Origin of the sequence: Porphyrobacter sp. YT40 (assembly GCF_006542605.1) — a bacterium.
GTDB lineage: Bacteria > Pseudomonadota > Alphaproteobacteria > Sphingomonadales > Sphingomonadaceae > Erythrobacter.
The window spans coordinates 618504-637852 of record NZ_CP041222.1; the positions used below are offsets into that span (position 1 = coordinate 618504).

19 protein-coding genes are annotated in these 19349 nt (G+C 68.7%); 10 read left to right on the top strand and 9 right to left on the bottom strand.

What is annotated here, in order from left to right; genetic code table 11:
• Window positions 1–105 precede the first annotated feature (105 nt).
• From E2E27_RS02900 to E2E27_RS02910, 3 genes are read right to left on the bottom strand one after another with little or no spacing between them, the layout of a single operon-like run.
• Complete coding sequence (locus E2E27_RS02900) at window positions 106–1101, bottom strand: LLM class flavin-dependent oxidoreductase (protein ID WP_141457602.1); 996 nt, start codon at window positions 1099–1101, stop codon at window positions 106–108.
• The gene (locus tag E2E27_RS02905) at window positions 1098–1985 is read right to left on the bottom strand and encodes a tetratricopeptide repeat protein (RefSeq protein ID WP_141457603.1); all 888 of its coding nucleotides are present in this window, start codon (window positions 1983–1985) and stop codon (window positions 1098–1100) included. The genes E2E27_RS02900 and E2E27_RS02905 overlap by 4 nt, the downstream gene beginning before the upstream one ends.
• 13 nt (window positions 1986–1998) lie before the next feature.
• Complete coding sequence (locus E2E27_RS02910; protein ID WP_181443535.1) at window positions 1999–2730, bottom strand: alpha/beta fold hydrolase; 732 nt, start codon at window positions 2728–2730, stop codon at window positions 1999–2001.
• Between the two features lie 97 nt (window positions 2731–2827).
• Between E2E27_RS02910 and E2E27_RS02915 the strand changes: the two genes are divergently transcribed.
• Window positions 2828–4486 carry an alkaline phosphatase D family protein gene (locus E2E27_RS02915; RefSeq protein ID WP_141457605.1) on the top strand — a complete coding sequence of 553 codons (1659 nt, stop codon included), beginning with the start codon at window positions 2828–2830 and terminating at the stop codon, window positions 4484–4486.
• On the opposite strand, the gene E2E27_RS02920 is transcribed toward E2E27_RS02915, so the two are convergent.
• From E2E27_RS02920 to E2E27_RS02930, 3 genes are read right to left on the bottom strand one after another with little or no spacing between them, the layout of a single operon-like run.
• Window positions 4483–4674, bottom strand: a complete 192-nt coding sequence (locus E2E27_RS02920; RefSeq protein WP_141457606.1) for a helix-turn-helix transcriptional regulator — start codon at window positions 4672–4674, stop codon at window positions 4483–4485. The genes E2E27_RS02915 and E2E27_RS02920 overlap by 4 nt on opposite strands.
• On the bottom strand, window positions 4671–5276 hold the full coding sequence (locus E2E27_RS02925; protein ID WP_234036162.1) for a hypothetical protein: 606 nt from the start codon (window positions 5274–5276) through the stop codon (window positions 4671–4673). The genes E2E27_RS02920 and E2E27_RS02925 overlap by 4 nt, the downstream gene beginning before the upstream one ends.
• Entirely contained in the window at window positions 5273–5452 is a 180-nt protein-coding gene (locus E2E27_RS02930; RefSeq protein ID WP_141457607.1) for a hypothetical protein, read from the bottom strand. The genes E2E27_RS02925 and E2E27_RS02930 overlap by 4 nt, the downstream gene beginning before the upstream one ends.
• Before the next feature lie 338 nt (window positions 5453–5790).
• Between E2E27_RS02930 and thrS the strand changes: the two genes are divergently transcribed.
• Together thrS and E2E27_RS02940 are read left to right on the top strand one after the other, a co-directional pair.
• The gene (gene thrS, locus E2E27_RS02935) at window positions 5791–7794 is read left to right on the top strand and encodes a threonine--tRNA ligase (protein WP_141457608.1); all 2004 of its coding nucleotides are present in this window, start codon (window positions 5791–5793) and stop codon (window positions 7792–7794) included.
• A 5-nt stretch (window positions 7795–7799) separates the two neighbouring features.
• Window positions 7800–8543, top strand: coding sequence for a sulfite exporter TauE/SafE family protein (locus E2E27_RS02940; protein ID WP_141457609.1), 744 nt, complete (start codon window positions 7800–7802; stop codon window positions 8541–8543).
• Here the strand turns inward: E2E27_RS02940 and E2E27_RS02945 are convergent.
• The 3 genes from E2E27_RS02945 to E2E27_RS02950 form a co-directional block, all read right to left on the bottom strand.
• Entirely contained in the window at window positions 8540–9307 is a 768-nt protein-coding gene (locus tag E2E27_RS02945; RefSeq protein WP_141457610.1) for a DUF1223 domain-containing protein, read from the bottom strand. The genes E2E27_RS02940 and E2E27_RS02945 overlap by 4 nt on opposite strands.
• Window positions 9308–9376: 69 nt before the next feature.
• Entirely contained in the window at window positions 9377–9511 is a 135-nt protein-coding gene (locus tag E2E27_RS19155; RefSeq protein WP_286172807.1) for a hypothetical protein, read from the bottom strand.
• Window positions 9512–9546: 35 nt separating this feature from the next.
• The gene (locus E2E27_RS02950; RefSeq protein ID WP_141457611.1) at window positions 9547–10536 is read right to left on the bottom strand and encodes an agmatine deiminase family protein; all 990 of its coding nucleotides are present in this window, start codon (window positions 10534–10536) and stop codon (window positions 9547–9549) included.
• A 76-nt stretch (window positions 10537–10612) separates the two neighbouring features.
• Between E2E27_RS02950 and glnE the strand changes: the two genes are divergently transcribed.
• From glnE to E2E27_RS02985, 7 genes are all read left to right on the top strand, one after another.
• On the top strand, window positions 10613–13375 hold the full coding sequence (gene glnE / locus E2E27_RS02955) for a bifunctional [glutamate--ammonia ligase]-adenylyl-L-tyrosine phosphorylase/[glutamate--ammonia-ligase] adenylyltransferase (RefSeq protein ID WP_141457612.1): 2763 nt from the start codon (window positions 10613–10615) through the stop codon (window positions 13373–13375).
• Window positions 13372–13845, top strand: coding sequence for a peroxiredoxin (locus tag E2E27_RS02960; protein ID WP_141457613.1), 474 nt, complete (start codon window positions 13372–13374; stop codon window positions 13843–13845). The genes glnE and E2E27_RS02960 overlap by 4 nt, the downstream gene beginning before the upstream one ends.
• 4 nt (window positions 13846–13849) lie before the next feature.
• The gene (locus tag E2E27_RS02965) at window positions 13850–14653 is read left to right on the top strand and encodes a ferritin-like domain-containing protein (protein WP_141457614.1); all 804 of its coding nucleotides are present in this window, start codon (window positions 13850–13852) and stop codon (window positions 14651–14653) included.
• A gap of 171 nt (window positions 14654–14824) precedes the next feature.
• Window positions 14825–15502, top strand: a complete 678-nt coding sequence (locus tag E2E27_RS02970; protein ID WP_353653633.1) for a M23 family metallopeptidase — start codon at window positions 14825–14827, stop codon at window positions 15500–15502.
• 256 nt (window positions 15503–15758) lie between these two features.
• Entirely contained in the window at window positions 15759–17300 is a 1542-nt protein-coding gene (locus tag E2E27_RS02975) for an acyl-CoA synthetase (protein WP_181443639.1), read from the top strand.
• Window positions 17297–18586 carry a cytochrome P450 gene (locus E2E27_RS02980; protein WP_141457617.1) on the top strand — a complete coding sequence of 430 codons (1290 nt, stop codon included), beginning with the start codon at window positions 17297–17299 and terminating at the stop codon, window positions 18584–18586. The genes E2E27_RS02975 and E2E27_RS02980 overlap by 4 nt, the downstream gene beginning before the upstream one ends.
• Window positions 18587–18703: 117 nt before the next feature.
• Window positions 18704–19333: an OB-fold-containig protein gene (locus E2E27_RS02985; protein ID WP_141457618.1), complete on the top strand. Its 630-nt coding sequence runs from the start codon at window positions 18704–18706 to the stop codon at window positions 19331–19333.
• Window positions 19334–19349 lie beyond the last annotated feature (16 nt).

Consider the following 19349-nt stretch of genomic DNA (forward strand, 5'->3'; position numbering starts at 1 on the left):
GCGTGACCGGCTGTGCGTTTCGCGTAATATTGTTATGCCGGTTTGTTGTTATCGTGTCGCGCTGCGATACGCTTTTACCCCTCTTCTGCCAAGCGCGATGATCGCCTAGCTGGCGGGAACACTCTGGCAGGCATCCATCGTCATTTCGAGGCTGCGGATGCGCGCCGCCGGGTCGTAAGTCGCGCCGCAGAGCAGGATTTCGTCCGCCCCGGTGCGGGTGACGAAGGCCCCGATGCTCTCGCGCACTTGCGCGGGCGTGCCGACCGCGGCGGCCTGCCCGAGATGGGCGAGCATCGCCTGCGCGGGAGCAGGGAGGCTCGCGGTGTAATCGGCGACCGGCGGGGGCAGCTTGCCGGGATTGCCGCTGCGCAGACGCACGAAGCTCTGCTGCTGGCTGGAGGCGAGCAGCTGCGCTTGCGATTCGGTCTCGGCGGCAAAGACGTTCATCGCGACCATCACATGGGGTCTGTCCAGCGCCTCGGAAGGCTGGAAATCGCGGCGGTAGACCGCCAGCGCGGCGTCGAGATGATCGGGCGCGAAATGCGCGGCAAAGGCATAGGGCAGGCCCAGCCGCGCGGCGAGTTGCGCGCCGAACAGGCTCGATCCCAGCATCCACAGCTCCACCCGCGCGCCGCGGCCGGGGGTGGCGTGGATCGGCAGGTCGAGATCGCCCGTCAGCAGCGCGCGCAGTTCGACCACGTCCTGCGGGAAATATTCGGCGGCCTGATGCAGGTTCTTCCTGAGCGCGCGCTGCAGTTCCGGCCCCGCTCCGGGTGCGCGGCCCAGCCCCAGGTCGACCCGACCCGGAAACAGCGCGTCCAGCGTGCCGAACTGCTCGGCGATCTGGAACGGCGTGTGGTTGGGCAGCATGATCCCGCCCGAGCCGATGCGGATGCGGCTGGTGGCATTGCCGATATGCGCGAGCACCACCGAAGTCGCCGCGCCCGCGATCCCGTCCATCGCGTGATGCTCCGCCACCCAGAACCGGTCGCAGCCGAACGCTTCGGCGGCGCGGGCGAGATCGGTGGCGGCGGCGAAGGCCTCGGTCAGGGTGCCGCCCTCGCGGACGGGGACGAGGTCGAGCACGGAAAAGCGAGTCATGACGGCGGGGTCTCCTCTGCGGGCGCGGGCGCAGTCTCGCCTGCCGGGCCGAGCTGCGCAAGATAGCCGCGCGCGGTGGCGGTGGCGGGGTGTTCGGGAGCGAGGTCGATCACCGATTGCCAGCTTTGGCGCGCAGCCTCGTCGCGCCCGCCGAGCACAGCAATGACCCCGGCTTCCAGCCCGATCTCGGGGCCGATCCCCGCCGCGCCCGATACGAGCGACGCCGCGCGCTCGATCGCGGTCTGTGCCTCGGCGAGCCGGTCGAGCCGGCGCAGCAGCGTCGCCTTGAGCAGCCACCCCTCGGCGCGGGTGGGTGCGGCAGTGGTCGCGGCGTCGAGCGGGGCGAGCGCCTCTTCGCCGCGCCCCAGCGCCACCAGTGCGCGGGCGCGGTCGGTCGCAGCGATGGCTTGCAGCGGCGCCGATCCGGCGGCCTGCGCCTCGCCCTCGGCGAGGCGGAGCAGCCCCTCGGCACCCGCCGCATCACCGCCCGCCAGCGCGGCATTGCCCGCCAGCGCGGCGTAGCGCGCGCGGGTGCGCGCCTCGCCCTCGGGGGTTTCGGCACGCGCGGCAGCAAAGGCGGCGCGGGCATCGTCCCACAGGCCAAGCTCGCTTGCGGCAAGGCCGAGACAGTGGTTGGCGAGCACCCGGTCGGTGCCGGTGGTCTCGCTGCGACGGATCTGCGCGGTGGTGTGTGCGCGGGCGGGATCTTCCTCCAGCTGATCGAGGCAGCTTTCGAGCCACGCGCTGGTTGGGTTCAGCTCGCTCGCCGCCGCCTCGGCACGCGGAGGCCGGTCGCGCACCAGATCGTCCCCCGGCAATCCGCCCGCCAGCGGGTTGGGCCCGACCTGCATCAGCATGGCGAGGATCAGCGTGGAATTGAGCATGGGGAGCGGCCTATCAGTAGAATTCGGCCACGATGGCCTTCAGGGCGGCGATGTCGCTGTCACGCGACAGCCGGTGATCGCCGTCCTCTACCAGAGTGACCTGAACGTCAGCCGACCCGAGCGCGGATTTGAGGCGCAGCGAAATCTCCCACGGCACGTCGGCGTCCTGCTTGCCGTGGATCAGCCGCACCGGGCAGGCGAGGTCGATCCCGCGCTCCAGCCGCAGGTGGCATTCGGCATCTGCGAAGAAGCCGGGATGCGTGGGCGTGGGTTCGGGGCCGTAAGGATTGGGCTCGTAGATCGTCTCCCCCGCCGCCAGTTTCGCGCGCTGTTCCTCGGTGTAGCCCCAGCGGGTGAAATCGGGCGCGGGCGCGATGCCGATCAGCCCGGTGAGGCGGTGCTTGAGATGCTCGGCCACCAGCAGCATCAGCCAGCCGCCCATCGAAGAGCCGACCAGCAGCACCGGGCCGGCGACATAGGATGCGACCAGCGCCAGCACCTCGTCGCGCCATTTCGACAGCGCGCCCTCGGCAAAGTCGCCCTCCGATTGGCCGCAGCCCGAATAGTCGAGCAGCAGGCAGGCGCGGCCCTTCGCCTGCGCTTCGGCGAAAAGCGCGGTGGCCTTGCTGCCGCTCATGTCGGACATGTAACCGGGCAGGAAGACGAGGCACGGGCCCGCCCCATGGGTGTAGCGAAAGGCGATGCGGCGGCCATCGTAGAGGGTGTGGTGCAGAATGTCGGTCATGCGCGCTTCCATGCCTTGCGCGGGGCCGCGAGGGCAAGCATTGTCGGCTCACGCGACTGTCACAGCAGCGCAATGGGAGAGGATTACCCGCGCCGTCATGCACACCACCACGCCTGCGGGCCTGCCCGCTTCGCCCGCGCTCACGCGCCGTTCGCTGTTCTCGCTCGCTGGCGCCGGCGCCGCGCTCGCCGCCGCGCCGCTGGCCGCGCGTTCCTTCGGCAGCGGCTTCACCCACAATGTCGCGAGCGGCGAGCCCTCGGCCACCAGCGTGCTGCTGTGGACGCGCTTCGTCGGCGAGGCGGAGACCGCGCTGACCTGGGAGGTGAGCGAGAGCGAGGATTTCGCCCGGCCCCTCGCCAGCGGCACCGTCACCGCCTCGGACAAGCGCGACTGGTGCGCCAAGGGCGTCGTCACCGGCCTTTCGCCCGATCGCTGGTATTTCTACCGCTTCATCGCCCCCACCGGCGCGGTTTCGCCCACGGGCCGCACCCGCACCCTGCCCGAGGGGCCGACCGCGCGTTTCCGCCTCGCCGTGTTCTCCTGCTCGAACTACGGCTTCGGCTGGTTCAACGCCTATGCCCACGCGGCCGAGGCGAACGACGCCGATCTGGCAGTGCATCTGGGCGACTATATCTACGAATACGGCGCGGGCACCTATCCCACCGCCGCGCAGGCCCATCCCGAACGGGCACTGGCCCCGGCGACCGAGATCGTCGCGCTGACCGATTACCGCCTGCGCTACGCCACCTACCGCGCCGATCCCGATCTGCAGCGCCTGCATCAGGTGCTCCCCATGATCGCGGTGTGGGACGATCACGAGACCGCGAACGATTCGTGGAAGGACGGCGCGCAGAACCACCAGAGCGAGAGCGAGGGCGACTGGGCGGTGCGCAAGGCCGCCGCCAAGCAGGCCTATCGCGAATGGATGCCGGTTTCGGACGCGGTCTACACCACCTACCAGATCGGCGATCTGGCGACTTTGTTCAAACTCGACACGCGCCTCGAAGGGCGCGAGCAGCAGTTCAGCCTGGAAAAGGTGCTGGAGGGCAAGACCGACCCTGCGGCTGCCATCGCCGCGCTCGACGCCTTCCGTGACGGGGACTGGGCCAATCCCGATCGCCAGCTGCTCGGGGCCGCGCAGGAGCAATGGCTGGCGGGCGCGCTCAAGGCCTCGACCGCCAGCGGCACCCACTGGCAGGTGCTGGTGCAGCAGGTGCTGATCGGCAACCTCAAGAGCCCGCAGTCGCTCGCCAGCCAGATCGGCGACGGATTGCCCGATTTCGTCCGCCAGCGCCTCGCCGCCGCCAGCATGGCGAGCAAGGCCGGCCTGCCGCTCAACATGGATGCGTGGGACGGCTACCCCGCTGCACGCGAACGGGTGTTTGCGGCGGCATTGGACGCGGACGCGAACCTCGTCGTGCTCGCGGGCGACACGCACAATGGCTGGGCCTTCGAGCTTGCGCAGGTTGGCGCGGCGGTGGGGGTGGAGCTGGGCGTCTGCTCGGTCAGCTCGCCGGGGTTCGAGAGTTACTTGAGCTTCATGAAGCCCGACACGCTGGCCCGCGCGCTGGTGGAGGAGAACGCACAGCTGCAATGGGCGGACACGGCGCAGCGCGGCTATATGGTGGTCGAACTCACCCCGGCCCGCGCGGTGACGGAGTATCGCTTCTCCGCCGGGGTGAAGCAACGCTCGGCAAAGCTGGCGGGGACGAAGCAGATCGCGACCGAGAAGGGCTCGGGCAAGCTGGCGGTTTAGTCCCTCGAAAAAATCGCCTCGATCGGCAGGCCGAACACCTCGGCGATGCTGAATGCCAGCGGCAGCGAGGGGTCGTAGCGGCCGGTCTCGATCGCGTTGACGCTCTGGCGGCTGACGCCGAGGCGGTCGGCGAGGTCCTGCTGGCTCCAGCTGCGTTCGGCGCGCAGCACCTTCAGGCGGTTGTTCATTCGCCGCGCACCTTCATCCACAGCTGGGCGAGGCCAAGGCCCCCGGCCCACACCGGCAGCACCCACCACGCCCAGATGTGCGGCACCAGTTCGAACATCTCGAGAAAGCCCCAGAAGATGCCGATGGCGAGCACGCCGCCGAGGCTCATGATCGCCGCGCGCACGGTGCGGTAGCGCAGGTATTCGTCGGTTTCCTCGACGAGATAGCGGCCCATCGCCCAGATCATGTAGAAGGTCGGGAGCGTCGGAAGCAGCGCCAGCGCGAAGGCCGTGACCCGGTCAACCTCGTAGGCATTCCAGATCGAAATCGCGATGCCCAGCCCCAGGACGTAGCCGAAGGACGAAAACAGCACCCGGCGATTGTAACGCACGATCACGGGATTGACGCAGCCGCTCGCCATGCCGCGCCGTTCGGCGGATTTCACCAGCGGGATGAGCAGTGCCATCGGCAGAATCCTGACGATCAGTCCCGCCGGGCCTTCAAGCGCGGTGCTCGACAGAGCCGCTGCGCCGAACATCGCAGCGACGAACAGCACGGCCCAGAATACCGGGCCTCGGCCCAGAACCTTGCCGGTGGCCTTGGTCTCGGTCTCGGTGCTCACGCGCCCCGGCCCTGCTGGCGGAGCGAACAGCCGCTGCCGCGTTGCGCCAGCACGAAGGGCACCACCGCCAGCGGGGCATATTGCGCCACTTCCTGCGGGATCACGTCGAACACCGCGAGCAGCGCGATGGCGGTCAGCACGCCGCCCATCAGGAGGGCCTGTTGCGTGTGGGTCATGGAAAGCTCCTTTTTCATAATGACAAGGTCGCTTTACAAAGTTGGCCCGGTATTGTCAAGGTCGCTTTCCATTCGCAGGACGCCGCGACAGGATGCGCGTGACTCCGGCCGTCGCTGCGCCTATATCGCCGGCCATGGCCAACCTGCCCGCCACCACCCGCACCACCACCACCCGGACTATCCGGGGGCGGGGGCGCGCGCGTTGAGCGAGGCAGCCCGCCGCCCGGATCGGGGCGGCGCGGTGTCCTTCCCGATTCGGACCTGACACAACACCGCTCTTCCGGTGCGCGCCTGCTTGTGGCAGGGCGAGCCGCAAACGAGACGGACACGCGACAACCATGACCGAACTGCTCAAGATCAGCCTGCCCGATGGATCGGTGCGCGAAGTGCCTGCGGGCTCGACCCCGGCGGACATCGCTGCGGCAATCGGCCCCGGCCTCGCCAAGGCGGCGATTGCCGCGCGCGTCGACGGGGAACTGCGCGATCTGACCCGCCCCTTCGATGGCGACGCGAACCTCGCGTTGGTCACCAGCCGCGACGAGGCCGATGCGCTCGAACTCGCGCGGCACGATTACGCCCACGTGCTGGCCGAAGCGGTGCAGTCGCTGTTCCCCGGCACCCAGATCACCTTCGGTCCTGCGACGGACGACGGCTTCTATTATGACGTGAAGGCCCCCGACACCCGCGAGCCGTTCTCGATGGACGATCTTCCCGCGATCGAGGAGGAGATGCGCCGCATCATCCGCGCCGACAAGCCGCTGCGCCGCGAGGTATGGAGCCGCGAAGACCTCATCGCCAAGTGGGCGGGCGAAGGCGAGACCTTCAAGGCCGAATGGGCCAAGGAACTGCCCGAGGGCGAGGAGTTGACGGTCTATTGGAGCGGCAACGACTGGCTCGACATGTGCCGCGGCCCGCACCTTCCCTCCACCGGCAAGCTCGATCCCGACGCCTTCAAGCTGATGCGCGTTGCCGGGGCCTATTGGCGCGGCGACCAGAACAACGCGCAATTGACGCGCATCTACGGCACCGGCTGGCTCAACAAGAAGCAGCTGAACGCCCACCTCACGCGGCTGGAAGAGGCCGCCAAGCGCGATCACCGCAAGCTGGGCCGCGAGATGGACCTGTTCCACCTGCAGGAAGAGGCGCACGGCTCGGTCTTCTGGCACCCCAAGGGCTACCGCATCTGGCGCGAGCTGGAAGCCTACATGCGCCGCAAGATGGACGGCGCAGGCTACCGCGAGATCAAGACTCCGCAGCTGATGGACGTGCGCCAGTGGACGCAGTCGGGGCACTGGGGGAAGTATGCGCAGAACATGTTCGCCGTGCCCGACATCGTGCCCGATGTGGACGAGGAGAGCGGAGAGGCTTCACCCAAGATCGCCGACGACGCGGCGTGGATGGCGATCAAGCCGATGAACTGCCCGGCGCACGTCATGGTCTTCAAGCAGGGGATCACCTCCTACCGCGACCTTCCCATTCGACTGGGCGAAATGGGCTGCTGCCACCGCAACGAGCCCCACGGCGCGCTCCACGGGCTGATGCGCGTGCGCCAGTTCACGCAGGACGACGCGCATATCTTCTGCACCGAGGGGCAGGTGGTGTCCGAGGTTCAGGCCTTCATCGCGCTGGCCGATAGCGTCTATCGCGATTTCGGCTTCACCTATGACATCAAGCTCGCCTTGCGCCCCGAAAAGCGCTTTGGCAGCGAGGCCGATTGGGACAAGGCCGAGCAGGAATTGCGCGACGCTTTAACCGCCAATGGCCTCGAATGGGAGGAACTCCCCGGCGAGGGCGCCTTCTACGCCCCCAAGCTCGAATGGCACCTGACTGACGCGATCGGGCGCACCTGGCAGGTCGGCACGATCCAGTCCGACCGGGTGCTGCCCGAGCGTCTGGACGCGAACTACATCGGCGAGGATGGCGAGAAGCACCGCCCGGTGATGCTCCACCGCGCGATCTTCGGCTCCTACGAACGCTTCATCGGCATCCTGATCGAACATTTCGCCGGCAAGCTGCCGACGTGGCTCGCCCCCGTGCAGGCGGTGGTGGCGACCATCGTCTCGGACGCGGACGGCTATGCCCACGAAGTCGAAGCGCAACTACGCGCGGCCGGGATCCGCGTCGAAACCGACACCCGCAACGAGAAGATCAACTACAAGGTGCGCGAGCACAGCCTCGCGAAAGTCCCGCACCTGCTGGTGGTCGGCAAGCGCGAGGCCGAGGAAGGCACCGTCGCGGTCCGCACGCTGGGCGCGGAGCACCAGAAAGTGATGCCGCTCGCCGAGGCCATCGCGATGCTCAAGGCCGAGGGCACGCCGCCCGATCTCGCTGCCGCCCACTGATCGCAGTGGAGATCTTCGCAGGCTTTACCGCAGTGCAGATCGCCGTGGCGCTGGTTGCGGCGCTGGGGTCTGCCTTCATTCGCGGCCTGACCGGCTTCGGCATGGCGATCCTGCTGGTGCCGGTGCTGGCCCTCGCCCTGCCCCCGGTCGAGGCGGTGCTGCTCACCAATGCGCTGGCGCTGATGATCGGCGCGACCGAGATCCGCAGCCTCGTGCGCGATGCCGAAAGGAGCGCCTGGGTGATCGGCGCGCTGGTGGTGGTGACGACGCCGATCGGGCTCTACGCGCTCTCGCTCACCGGCAAGGACGCCGCGCGGCTGGTGATCGCGCTGATCGCGCTTTCCGCCTTCGTCGCGATTCTGCTGCCGAAGCGCGGCGAGGGCGCACCGGGGCGGCTGGCGACCGGCGGCGTGGGCGTGCTGAGCGGGCTGATGACGGGCTATGCCGGGATGCCGGGCCCGCCGGTGGTGCCTTTCTACGCCGGGCGCACGCTGCCGCGCAGCATCATCAAGGCCTCTATGCAGCTGATCTTCACCATCGCCGCCAGCGCGGGGCTTGCGAGCGCGCTGTGGCTGGGCATCCTGCGCTGGCAGCTGCTGGTCTTTGCGCTGGTGATGCTGCCGATGGTCATCGCAGGCAACCGGCTGGGCGCGCGGGTCTCGGGCCGGGTGAGCGATCCGGCCTGGCGCATCACGGTCGGGCTGGTGCTCGGCGGGGCGGCCCTCGCAGCCTTTGTGCGGCTGGTTTAGGATAGCCAGCGCGCCGCCAGCACCCTGCCCCCGTCCGGCTGGCGCAGCACCAGCGCGTAGCGATCCGCCTTGGCGACCTTGAGATCCGCCGCCGCCACCGTCACCTGCGCCGCCCCGCCGCGCCAGTCGGCGAGCTTGTGTTCGGCGCGCAGCACATTGGTGTAGCCGAGCTTCCGCCCGCCATTCTCGCCCCGCCCGATATCGACCTCGACCATGCGGGTGACGGCGAGCAGCACCAGTTCGGCAGGCGCAGCGGTCTTGCCCGTCAGCGCGACGGTGTAGCCGCCCCCGGCTTGTGGCTTGGCGCGGAGCGTCGCTGCGCCCTTGCCGCCGTGCTCGCGCACGCCTGCGGCAATGTCGTCGCTATACGATCCGACCGCACCGAAGCGGCCGTCGACCACGGTCTGCGGGGTGTAGACCCCGTTGCGCCCGGCCAGTCCGCGGCGGGCGTAATCCTGCTGGAGCGTGGTGTTTTCCTCGCGCCCGAGGGTGTCGGTCCAGCCCAGCCGGTCCCAATAGGTCACCGGCCGCGAGATGACGACGAGGCGCGGATCGCGCGCCAGCTTTGCCGCCAGCACATCGGCGGGCGGGCAGGAGGAGCAGCCCTGACTGGTGAAGAGCTCGACCAGCACCGGCTCGCCCGGCGCGACCTTGGCGGGCGGTGTGGCAGCGCGCGGAGTGGCTGGCTGGTCGAAGGCGAGCGCCGCAGCGCCAATGACGGCGACAAGCCCGGTCAGGGCGAACAGGCTGTGCTTGGGGGTCATGGGACGCGTCCTCGACAAGTGATCGAGGATATGTTCGCGCGGAAAAGCCCGGCGGTTACGCCCGCCGTATCAGAACGGCAGCGCCTGCCCGGCGAGGATCAGCGCCGCCGCGCAGCCCAGCACGATCGCGCGGCGCGCCCATTCGATCGAATCGATGCGAATCGCAGCGGCGAGCGGCAGGGCGAGGGCTTGGACGCGGGTCATGACGAGGGTTCTCGCCGCAAATCCCTAACGAAAGGTTAAACCTGCGCAGCCAGGCTCGGCATTTGCTGGCTGGCGCAGTGGAACCCGCCCCCGCCCGCCAGCACCGCCTCGCCCGGCAGGCCGATCGTGTCGCGGTCGGGGAACAGCGCGGCGATCGCGGCGACGCCCTCGGCATCGTGGGGCGAGCCGAAGGTCGGCACCACCACCAGATGCGATGTGATCGCGAAGTTCACATAGCTCGCCGGTTCGATCCGGCCATCGCGCGTCAGCAGCCCCGGCGAAGGGATGCGCACCACCTCGACCCCGAAAGCCTCCGCCCGCGTCGCCGCATCGGCATAGATCGCGGCGTTGGGATCGTCCTTGCCGGTCGCCTCGGGCACCACGAGGCGGCCCGGGCCGACAAAGCGCGCGAGGTTGTCGACATGGCCATCGGTGTGATCGTTGATCAGACCCTCGCCGAGCCACAATACGCGGCTGAATCCGAGCTGCGCAGCCAGCTCGGCTTCGATTGCCCCACGGCTCATGTGCGGGTTGCGGTTGGGATTGAGCAGGCACTGCTCGGTGGTCGCGACCAGCCCGGTGCCGTCGCCATCCACCGCCCCGCCTTCGAGGATCATCGGGGCGTGCGTTACCGCGAGGCCAGCATCGCGCGCGATCGCCTCGCCGATCTCCTGATCGCCCGGCATCAGATATTTCTCTCCCCAGCCGTTGAAGGCGAAGCGGCGGGCGATGCGCTGCGCGCCGTCCGACACCACCAGCGGCCCGGTATCGCGCAGCCAGACATCGCCATAGACGCGCCGCTCGAGCGTCACCTTGTCGCTGACGAGCGCGCGCGCACGGGCTTCATTGGCCTCGTCGCGCACCAGCAGGCGCACCTCCTGCCCGCTCTCCGCCACGGCAGAGGCAAAGGCCGCCATCTGCTCCTGCGCCGGTTCGAGCCAGCCGGGCCATTCCTCGGCGAGGTGCGGAAAGCCGATCCACAGCCAGTCCTGCGGGGCCCATTCGGGGGGCATGATCATGGTCATGCGGCGGGCCATTACAGAGCCGTGTCACACGCGCAACCTCTTGCAGCGCGCGGCGCACGGGGCCTAGGGGAGGGCTATGGGAGAGAACCGGGAAGCCGATTGGGACAGCGCCCTGCACCGCGCGCGCAACCACGCGCCGTTTCTGGCACGCGCGCTCGATCGCCAGCCCGAACTGGCGGCGATGCTGGCGGCGGGGGATGGCGCGGCGGCGCTGGCGTGGGCGAAAGCGCAGGGTGAGAATCCCGACGCGGAAGTCGGCCTGCGCCGAGAACGCCTCGCGCTCGCCGCGGCGCTGGCGGTGGGCGATCTCGAAGGGGCCTTTCCGCTGGCGCAGGTGGTGGGCGAGTTGACCGCCTTCGCCGACCGCGCGCTCGACCGGGCGATCCGCACCGCGATCACCGAACGCTGCGATGCCGACAGCGCCGATGGCTTCATCGCGCTGGCCCTGGGCAAGCAGGGCGCGGGCGAACTCAACTACTCCTCCGACATCGACCCGGTGCTGCTGTTCGACCGCGAGACGCTCCCGCGCCGGCCCACCGACGACCCGGGCGAGGCGGCGCAGCGCTATGCCCGGCGGGTGGTGGCGCTGCTTTCGGCCAACACGGCGGAGGGCTATGCGCTGCGGGTCGATCTGCGGCTGCGCCCGGCGAGCGAGATCAACCCGCTCTGCGTGCCGGTGGGCGCGGCGCTGACCCATTACCAAGGGCAGGCGCTCGCGTGGGAGCGCGCCGCCTTCACCCGCGCCCGCGCGGCAGCGGGGGACATTGCGGCGGGGGAGGCCTTCCTCGCCCAGATCCGCCCCTTCGTCTGGCGTGCGCAGCTCGATTTCGGCGCTGTCGAGGAAATCCGCGCGCTCACCCAGCGCATCCGCGACAGTCACGAAGGCCCCGCCGCCCCCGGCCCCGGTTTCGACGTCAAGCGCGGGCGCGGGGGCATCCGCGAGATCGAATTCTACGCCCAAACCCATCAGCTGATCCATGGCGGGCGGGATATTTCGCTGAGGGTGCGGGGCACGCGCGCGGGGCTCGATGCGCTGGCGGCGGGCGGCTGGATTCCGGCGGAGAATGCGGTGGTGCTCGGCGAGGCCTATGACAGGTTGCGGCAGGTCGAGCACCGCCTGCAGATGGTCAACGACCGCCAGACCCACGCGCTGCCCGAGGGCGCGGCGCTCGACAATGTCGCGCAGCTTGACGGGCTGCCCGATGGCGCGGCGCTCGTGGCGGAGCTGACCGCACTCACCACCCGCACCGCCGGCATCTACGACACGCTGATCGGTGCGCGCGCGGCGGCCCCCTCGCCGCCCGTCGCCATGCCGGTGAGCGCGCTGGCGCACAATCTCGCCCAATGGGGCTTTGCCGAACCCGAGGTGCTGGCCGAGCGGATCGAGACCTGGCGCGACGGGCGCCATGCCGCGATCCGATCGCCGCAGGCGGTGGCGGCGTGGGATCGGCTCGCGCCTGCGCTGCTCGCAGCGATGGGGCAGTCCGACGATCCGCCGCGCGCGATCACCCGCTGGGAACGCATCATCGAAAGCGTGCCCAGCCTCGTCACCACGCTGCGCCTGCTCGACGCGCGGCCCGATCTGATCCAGCGGCTGGTCGCCGCGCTCACCCTCGCCCCGGTGCTGTCCGACGAGCTGGCGAGGAAGCCCGAGCGGCTCGACACGCTGATCGACAAGGACGCGCTCGACCTGCCGGGCGACGTGCCTGCGATCATGGCGCGGATGCAGGGCGCCGCGGTGCGGGACGATTACGAAGCGCTGCTCGATGCGATCCGGGTGATCACCGGCGAAATTCGCTTCGCGCTCGGCATCCAGCTGATCGAGGGGCTGGCCGATCCGCTCGCCATCGCCCGCGCCCTGTCGCGCACCGCCGAGGCCGCGATGCAGCTGGCGGCGGAGGCGACCGTGGCTGAGTTCGCGAGCAAGCACGGGCGCATTGCGGGCAGCGAGCTGCTGATCCTCGGCCTCGGGCGGCTGGGCGGCGGAGCGCTGACCCACGCCAGCGATCTCGACATCGTCTACCTCTTCACCGGCGATTTCGCCGCGCAGTCCGACGGCCCGCGACCGCTGGGGGCGACGACCTATTACAACCGCCTCGCCAGCCGGGTCAGCGCCGCGCTCTCGGTGCCGACCGCGCAAGGGGCGCTTTACGAGGTCGACACGCGGCTCAGGCCGCAGGGCAATCAGGGCCCGTTGGCGGTCAGCTGCGAGGCTTTCGGCAAGTATCAGCGCGAGGCGGCATGGACGTGGGAGCACATGGCCCTCGCACGCGCGCGCGTGCTCTATGGTTCGCCGCCCGCCCGCGCGCAGCTCGAAGGCGTGCTGGCCGAAGTGCTGCGCGATCCCCGCGAGAAGGCGGCGCTGCGCGAGGCGGTGCTGGGGATGCGGGCGGAGATGGCGAAGCACAAGCCGCCCACCGGCCCGCTCGATGCCAAGCTGACGCGCGGGGGCCTCGTCGATATCGAGTTTCTCGTCCACTACCTGCAACTGAAGGGCGAGGCTGCCGATGGCCGCCCGCTGGCCGAGGCCGCGCCGCAAGCGCTATCGCCCGATCTCGAAGCCGCGCTGTCCGGGCTGGCGGCGGCGGGCCTTATCCCCGCCGATCTCGCCGCGCCGCACGCGCTGATGAGCCGGATGCTGGTCGCCGGCCGCCTGCTCGCCCCCGATGGCCGCGAACCCCCGCCCTCGGGCGCGCGCGCGCTGGCGCGGGCGTGCGGAGAGGAGAGCTACGAAGACCTGCTCCACGCCTTCGCGGCCGCGCGCGTCAGGGTCGCCGAGGTCTGGAAACCAATCCTCGGCACGGACATTCTGGAAACCGAACAGGAGAACCCCGCATGAGCAACTTTCCGAACGTCGGCGACGCCATCCCCGATATCGCCATGGAAACCCCCGAAGGCGGCAGCGTAAAGCCCTCCGACTTCAAGGGCGAAAAGCTGGTGATCTTCTTCTACCCCAAGGACGACACCCCCGGCTGCACCACGGAAAACAAGGACTTCTCCGCACTCAAGGCCGATTTCGAGGCAGCGGGCACCAGGCTGCTCGGGGTGAGCAAGGACCCGGCCAAGAAGCACGCCAAGTTCATCGCCAAGCACGGCCTCACCGCCCCGCTCGCCAGTGATGCCGAGGAAGGCGGGCTGTCGGATGCGCTGGGCGTGTGGGCGGAAAAGCAGATGTACGGCAAGACCTATATGGGCATGGTCCGTTCGACCTTTCTGGTCGATGCCGAGGGCAGGATCGCGCGCATCTGGGACAAGGTGAAGGTGAAGGGCCACGCCGAGGACGTGCTCGAGGCCGCGAGAGCGCTCTGACCGCATGACCACCCCCAAAGCGTCAATTGCCCGCGCCATCCGCGCCGCGCTGCTGACGCCGGAGCCGCGCGCCAAGTGCTTCGCCACCCGCAAGCTGGCGCGCGCGTGGCGGCGGGGCGATCTGGCGTGGGACTTCGACGTGGCGATGCCCGACCAGCCCGCCTGGCCCGCCGCCCCCGAACTGCTCCCGCCCGGCCAGATGCCCAAGCGCCGCAAGGCCGGGAGCGAGCGCGGGCGAGTCGCGCTGTGGCACAGCCTCGCCCATATCGAATTCGTCGCGATCGATCTGGCGCTCGACATGGCCGGGCGCTTCGGGGGCGAGATGGGGGAGGAGTTCGTGAGCGATTTCCTTGGCGTTGCCGCGGACGAGGCGATGCATTTCGCGCTGCTGGCGCGCAAGCTCGAATCGATCGGCAGCCATTATGGCGCTCTGCCCGCGCACGCGGGGCTGTGGGAGGCGGCGCACGCCACGCGCCACGATGTCGCCGCGCGGCTGGCGGTGGTGCCGATGGTGCTCGAAGCGCGCGGGCTCGACGTCACACCGGCGACGCTGGAACGGGTCGCGGCGGCGGGCGACCATCACGGCGCAAAGATTCTCGAAAGGATACTTGACGACGAAATCCGCCACGTCGGGATGGGCACCAAGCACTTTTTGCGCTGTGCCGAAATGACGCAAACTGCGCCCGAATCCCTGTGGCAGAGCCTCGTCAAACAGCACTTTCACGGGGCGATTAAGCCACCGTTCAACGACTCGGCGCGTCTTGCAGCCGGTTTATCGCGGGATTTCTATGCGGAGATTGCGCATTAACGATTGGGCCGGATAACCACACTCCAGCAAAAGGCGCGCAGAGACGTGCCGGAATTTTCCAACGGTGACGCCAACGAGAATGGCGCTCCGCAATCGGGAACCGGGTCCAGTATGAAATGTTCCATGCGTCAGGTGCTGAAGATCGCTTTTTCTGCGTGCTCCGCCATTTTCGTGTCCGCAGCCGCACCGGCCTTCGCCAACACCGCGACCAGCAGCAGCACCGCTTCGGCGGACGTCACCGCGCCGCTCAAGGAGGGGGAAACCCCGGTGGTCGACAGCGGCGATGCGCGTTTCAAGACACTGTTCTCCAGCTGGACCGAGCTTGAGCGCACCTCGCCCACCCTCGGCACCGCTGACGAAGTCGCCGCCTATTCCTCGCCGGTTCCGGTGACGGGCATTTCGGTGCCGTCCCGCATGCCGCTCGAAGGCGCTTCGCTCACCAGCAGCTTCGGGATGCGCACGCACCCCGTGCTCGGCGGCCGCCGTCAGCACACCGGGATCGACCTCGCCGCGCCGACCGGCACCCCGGTCTACGCCACCGCCGATGGCATCATCGGCCGCGCCGACTGGTATTCGAGCTACGGGCTCTACATCAGCATCAACCACGGCGCGTCGATGGAAACCCGCTACGCCCACCTGTCGCGCCTCGCGGTGGCCGCGGGCGACAACGTCAAGAAGGGCGACCTGATCGGCTATGTCGGATCGACCGGCCGTTCGACCGGTCCGCACCTCCACTACGAAGTTCGCGTCGATGGGCTTGCAGTCAATCCGATTCCGTATATGGTGGAGAGCGAAGCACAGCTGGCCTACGCCCGCGATGCGCGGCTCACCGGCCAGGGCGGCGAATGACGCTCGGCGCGTAAGCCAGACGAGATTGCCCGTGTAAACGGGCCGGACATTGGAGAGGGTGTCCGAACATAGGCGGCGGGTTATCCCGCCGCCTTTTTTTGCGCCCCGCCCGCCCGGGCCGTGCGCCGCCAAAGCAGCAAATTGGGTAGCATTTCCCGTACTGTTTTCGCTTGCCGGGACGCGTGGCTTGCGTAACCTTTCCCAAAGCCCGCACACCGCCGGACAGGCGGGGCGGCATGGGAGAGAGACAATGGCGATGCACCCCACCGCACACGCCGCGAGCCGGCCCGATCACCCGGCGGTGATCATGACCGGATCGGGCCAGCGCATGACCTATGGCGAAATGGAGGCGGAATCGAACCGCTTTGCGCACCTCTTGCGCGCGCATGGCGTGGGCCAGGGCGATGCCTTTGCGGTGCTGCTCGAAAACCGGATCGAATATTTCACCGTCATCTGGGGCTCGCAGCGCGCGGGCACGATGCTGGTGCCGATCTCCTCGCGCCTGACCGCGCCCGAGGCCGCCTATATCATCCGCGACGCGCAGGCGAAGCTGCTGATCACCAGCGGCTATTTCACCGGAATGCTCGATGCGATCCGCGCCGAGTGCCCGGGCCTCGCCGTGCTGGTGATGGATGCTGGGGGGGCGGAGGATTTCGCCGCAGTCCTCGCCGCGCAGCCCGCCGAGCCGATCCCCGACCAGCGTGCCGGGATGGTGATGCTCTATTCCTCAGGCACCACGGGCCGCCCCAAGGGCATCCGCCCCGCCCCGCCCGAAGATCCCGATCCGCAGGCCGCGGTGCCGCTCGTCGGCCTTGCGGTGATGGGCGCGGGGATGCCGACCGACGGATCGATGGTCTATCTCTCCCCCGCCCCGCTCTACCACGCCGCGCCGATCGGCTGGTGCTCGGTCGTCCACCGGCTCGGCGGGACGGTGGTGATGATGGAGAAGTTCGAGCCCGAGGAGGCGTTGAAGGCCATCGAGACGCACAAGGTCACCGACAGCCAGTGGGTGCCGACGCATTTCGTGCGCTTCCTCAAGCTCGATCCCGCGATCCGCACGCGTTACGACCTCTCCAGCCATAGCCGCGCGCTCCACGCCGCCGCGCCCTGCCCGGTGCCGATCAAACGTGAGATGATCGCATGGTGGGGCCCCATCGTAAACGAATATTACGCCGGCAGCGAAAGCATCGGAATGACCATGATCCGCTCGGCGGACTGGCTCACCCACCCCGGCAGCGTCGGCCGCGCGATCTACGGGACGCTCCACATCTGCGGCCCCGATGGCGAGGAGCTCGGCCCCGATCAGGACGGCCTCATCTATTTCGAGAACGCCCTGCTGCCCACCTATCACAACGATCCCGACAAGACGCGCGAGGCGATGCACCCGAAAGGCTGGATGACGCTGGGCGATATCGGCCATGTCGATGGCGAGGGTTTCCTGTTCCTCACCGACCGCAAGAGCCACATGATCATCAGCGGCGGGGTGAACATCTACCCGCAGGAGATCGAGAACCTGCTGGTGACCCATCCCAAGGTGATGGACGCGGCGGTGATCGGCGCGCCCTGCCCCGACCTTGGCGAGAAGGTGGTGGCGGTGGTGCAGCCGAAGGACATGGCCCACGCGGGCGCGGGGCTGGAGGCGGAGTTGCGCGATTTCCTCTCGGGCAGCCTCTCCAAGATCAAGATGCCCAAGCTGTTCGACTTCCGCCCCGACCTGCCGCGCGAGGCCAACGGCAAGCTCTACAAGCGCGAGCTGCGCGATGAATATGCGGCAAAGGCCAAGGAAGCCGCCGAATGACCGAGGCGGTGCTCCCCGGCGACATCGCCCGCCGGGTGATCGACCCGCACGCCTATGCCGAGTGGGACGGGCTGCTCGACACCTTCGATGCGATCCGTGCCGAGACCCCGGTGGCCAAGGTGCAGCCCGATACGCCGGGGCTGTTCGATCCCTTCTGGCTCGTCACCCGCTATGACGATGTGATGCGGATTTCGAAGGACAATGCCGGTTTCCTCAACAACCCGCGGCCGGTCGTCTTCAGCTTCAACCAGGCGATCGAGTTCTCCCGCGCCGCCACGGGATCGAACATGCTGGTCGATTCGCTGGTGGTGTTCGACGCGCCGATCCATCCCAAGTATCGCAAGCTGACCCAGGAATGGTTCATGCCGAGGAACCTCGCCAAACTGGAAGGCGAGTTGCGCGCGCTGGCGGCGCGGACGGTCGACCGGATGCTGGATCAGAGCGGCGAGGTCGATTTCGTCAAGGAAGTCTCCGGCCCCTATCCCTTGCGCGTAGTGATGCAGATCCTCGGCGTGCCGCCGGAGGACGAGCCGCGGATGCAGATGCTCACCCAGCAGCTGTTCGGCGGGCAGGACAAGGATCTGTCGGGCTCCGGCATGGACAAGATGACCCCCGAACAGGTGGTCCAGATCGTCGCCGGGGCCGTAAAGACCTTCGAGGATTACTTCGCGCAGATCGCCGAGGATCGCCGCCAGCACCCGACCGACGATGTCGCCAGCGTGATCGCCAATGCGCTCGTCGACGGCCAGCCTCTGCCTCCGCGCGACATGGCGGGCTATTACATCATCGTTGCCACCGCCGGGCATGACACCACCTCGGCGAGCACGGCAGGCGCGATGCAGGCGCTGGCGAACGATCCCGAGCAATATGCCCGCGTGCGTGCCGACCGCAGCCTGCTGCCCGGCATCGTCGAGGAAGCGATCCGCTGGACCAGCCCGGTGCAGCATTTCATGCGCACCGCCGCCGCGGACTGCGAGCTGGGTGGGCAGCAGATCAAGGCGGGCGACTGGCTGATGATCAACTATGTCGCCGCCAATCACGACCCCGCGCAGTTCCCCGACCCGCGCCGGTTCGACGCCGCGCGCTCGCCCAACCGTCACCTGGCGTTCGGGGCGGGCGCGCACCAGTGCCTGGGTCTGCACCTCGCAAGGCTGGAGATGCGCATCCTGTTCGAAGCGATCCTCGACCGAGTAGCCGCAGTCGAACCGGCGGGGGAGGCGAGCCGCGCCAGCAGCACCTTTGTCGGCGGGCTCAAGACGCTCCCTCTTAGAGTTGTCCCGGCCTGATATCGCAGCCGAAAATCGGCAATCCGCGTTCCGATTCCGCTAGGGTTTCGATCGCGTTTGTCCTAGCCTTGCGGGCATGGGATCGGATCTTCGCCTTGATTGTGCGGGAGGGGCGGCATGAGCCTGCTGGAGCCGCACAACCTCCCCTTCCTGATCGCGCTCTGCGTGCTCGGGGTGATCGCGCTGTTGCAGGTCACCGGCGTCAGTGAAGCGATCGAAGGCGCGACCGAGTTCGATTCGCCTGACGGGCTCGAAATGGGCGGGCTGGGCGATGCGCTGACGGCGCTGCTGGGGCTGGGCCGGGTGCCGCTGCTGATCTGGCTGGCGGCGCTGCTGTTCACCTTCGCCGCCGTGGGCGTGATCGGGCAGACGTTGCTGACGAGCATCCTCGGCACGCCGCTCTCTGCCGGATGGGCGACGCTGGCCGCAGGAGCCGCCGCGCTTCCGCTCAACAGTCTCGCCATGCGCCCGCTCGCCGCGGTGATGCCGAAGGACGAGACCACCGCAATCGGACTCGACGAATTGCTGCGCCGCGATGGCACGATCCAGATCGGCACCGCGCGCGCAGGCAGCCCGGCGCGCGCCAAGGTGATCGACATCCACGGTCAGGCCCATTTCGTCATGGTCGAGCCGCACGATCAGGCACAGGAATTGCGTGCAGGCGACACCGTCCTGCTCGTCCGCCGCGAGGGGCAGACCTTCTACGGCGTGCATTACGAAAGCCCGCATCTGGGGCTGGAACATTAAAGGGGAACGCAGATGG

Coding starts and splice junctions, on each gene's coding strand:
- E2E27_RS02930 (WP_141457607.1), bottom strand. CDS start 5,452: ATGACCCACACGCAACAGGCCCTCCTGATGGGCGGCGTGCTGACCGCC.
- E2E27_RS02950 (WP_141457611.1), bottom strand. CDS start 10,536: ATGACCATGATCATGCCCCCCGAATGGGCCCCGCAGGACTGGCTGTGG.
- E2E27_RS02975 (WP_181443639.1), top strand. CDS start 15,759: ATGCACCCCACCGCACACGCCGCGAGCCGGCCCGATCACCCGGCGGTG.
- E2E27_RS02920 (WP_141457606.1), bottom strand. CDS start 4,674: ATGAACAACCGCCTGAAGGTGCTGCGCGCCGAACGCAGCTGGAGCCAG.
- E2E27_RS02900 (WP_141457602.1), bottom strand. CDS start 1,101: ATGACTCGCTTTTCCGTGCTCGACCTCGTCCCCGTCCGCGAGGGCGGC.
- E2E27_RS02905 (WP_141457603.1), bottom strand. CDS start 1,985: ATGCTCAATTCCACGCTGATCCTCGCCATGCTGATGCAGGTCGGGCCC.
- E2E27_RS02965 (WP_141457614.1), top strand. CDS start 13,850: ATGACCACCCCCAAAGCGTCAATTGCCCGCGCCATCCGCGCCGCGCTG.
- E2E27_RS02980 (WP_141457617.1), top strand. CDS start 17,297: ATGACCGAGGCGGTGCTCCCCGGCGACATCGCCCGCCGGGTGATCGAC.
- E2E27_RS02910 (WP_181443535.1), bottom strand. CDS start 2,730: ATGACCGACATTCTGCACCACACCCTCTACGATGGCCGCCGCATCGCC.
- E2E27_RS19155 (WP_286172807.1), bottom strand. CDS start 9,511: ATGACCCGCGTCCAAGCCCTCGCCCTGCCGCTCGCCGCTGCGATTCGC.
- thrS (WP_141457608.1), top strand. CDS start 5,791: ATGACCGAACTGCTCAAGATCAGCCTGCCCGATGGATCGGTGCGCGAA.
- E2E27_RS02985 (WP_141457618.1), top strand. CDS start 18,704: ATGAGCCTGCTGGAGCCGCACAACCTCCCCTTCCTGATCGCGCTCTGC.
- glnE (WP_141457612.1), top strand. CDS start 10,613: ATGGGAGAGAACCGGGAAGCCGATTGGGACAGCGCCCTGCACCGCGCG.
- E2E27_RS02915 (WP_141457605.1), top strand. CDS start 2,828: ATGCACACCACCACGCCTGCGGGCCTGCCCGCTTCGCCCGCGCTCACG.
- E2E27_RS02945 (WP_141457610.1), bottom strand. CDS start 9,307: ATGACCCCCAAGCACAGCCTGTTCGCCCTGACCGGGCTTGTCGCCGTC.
- E2E27_RS02960 (WP_141457613.1), top strand. CDS start 13,372: ATGAGCAACTTTCCGAACGTCGGCGACGCCATCCCCGATATCGCCATG.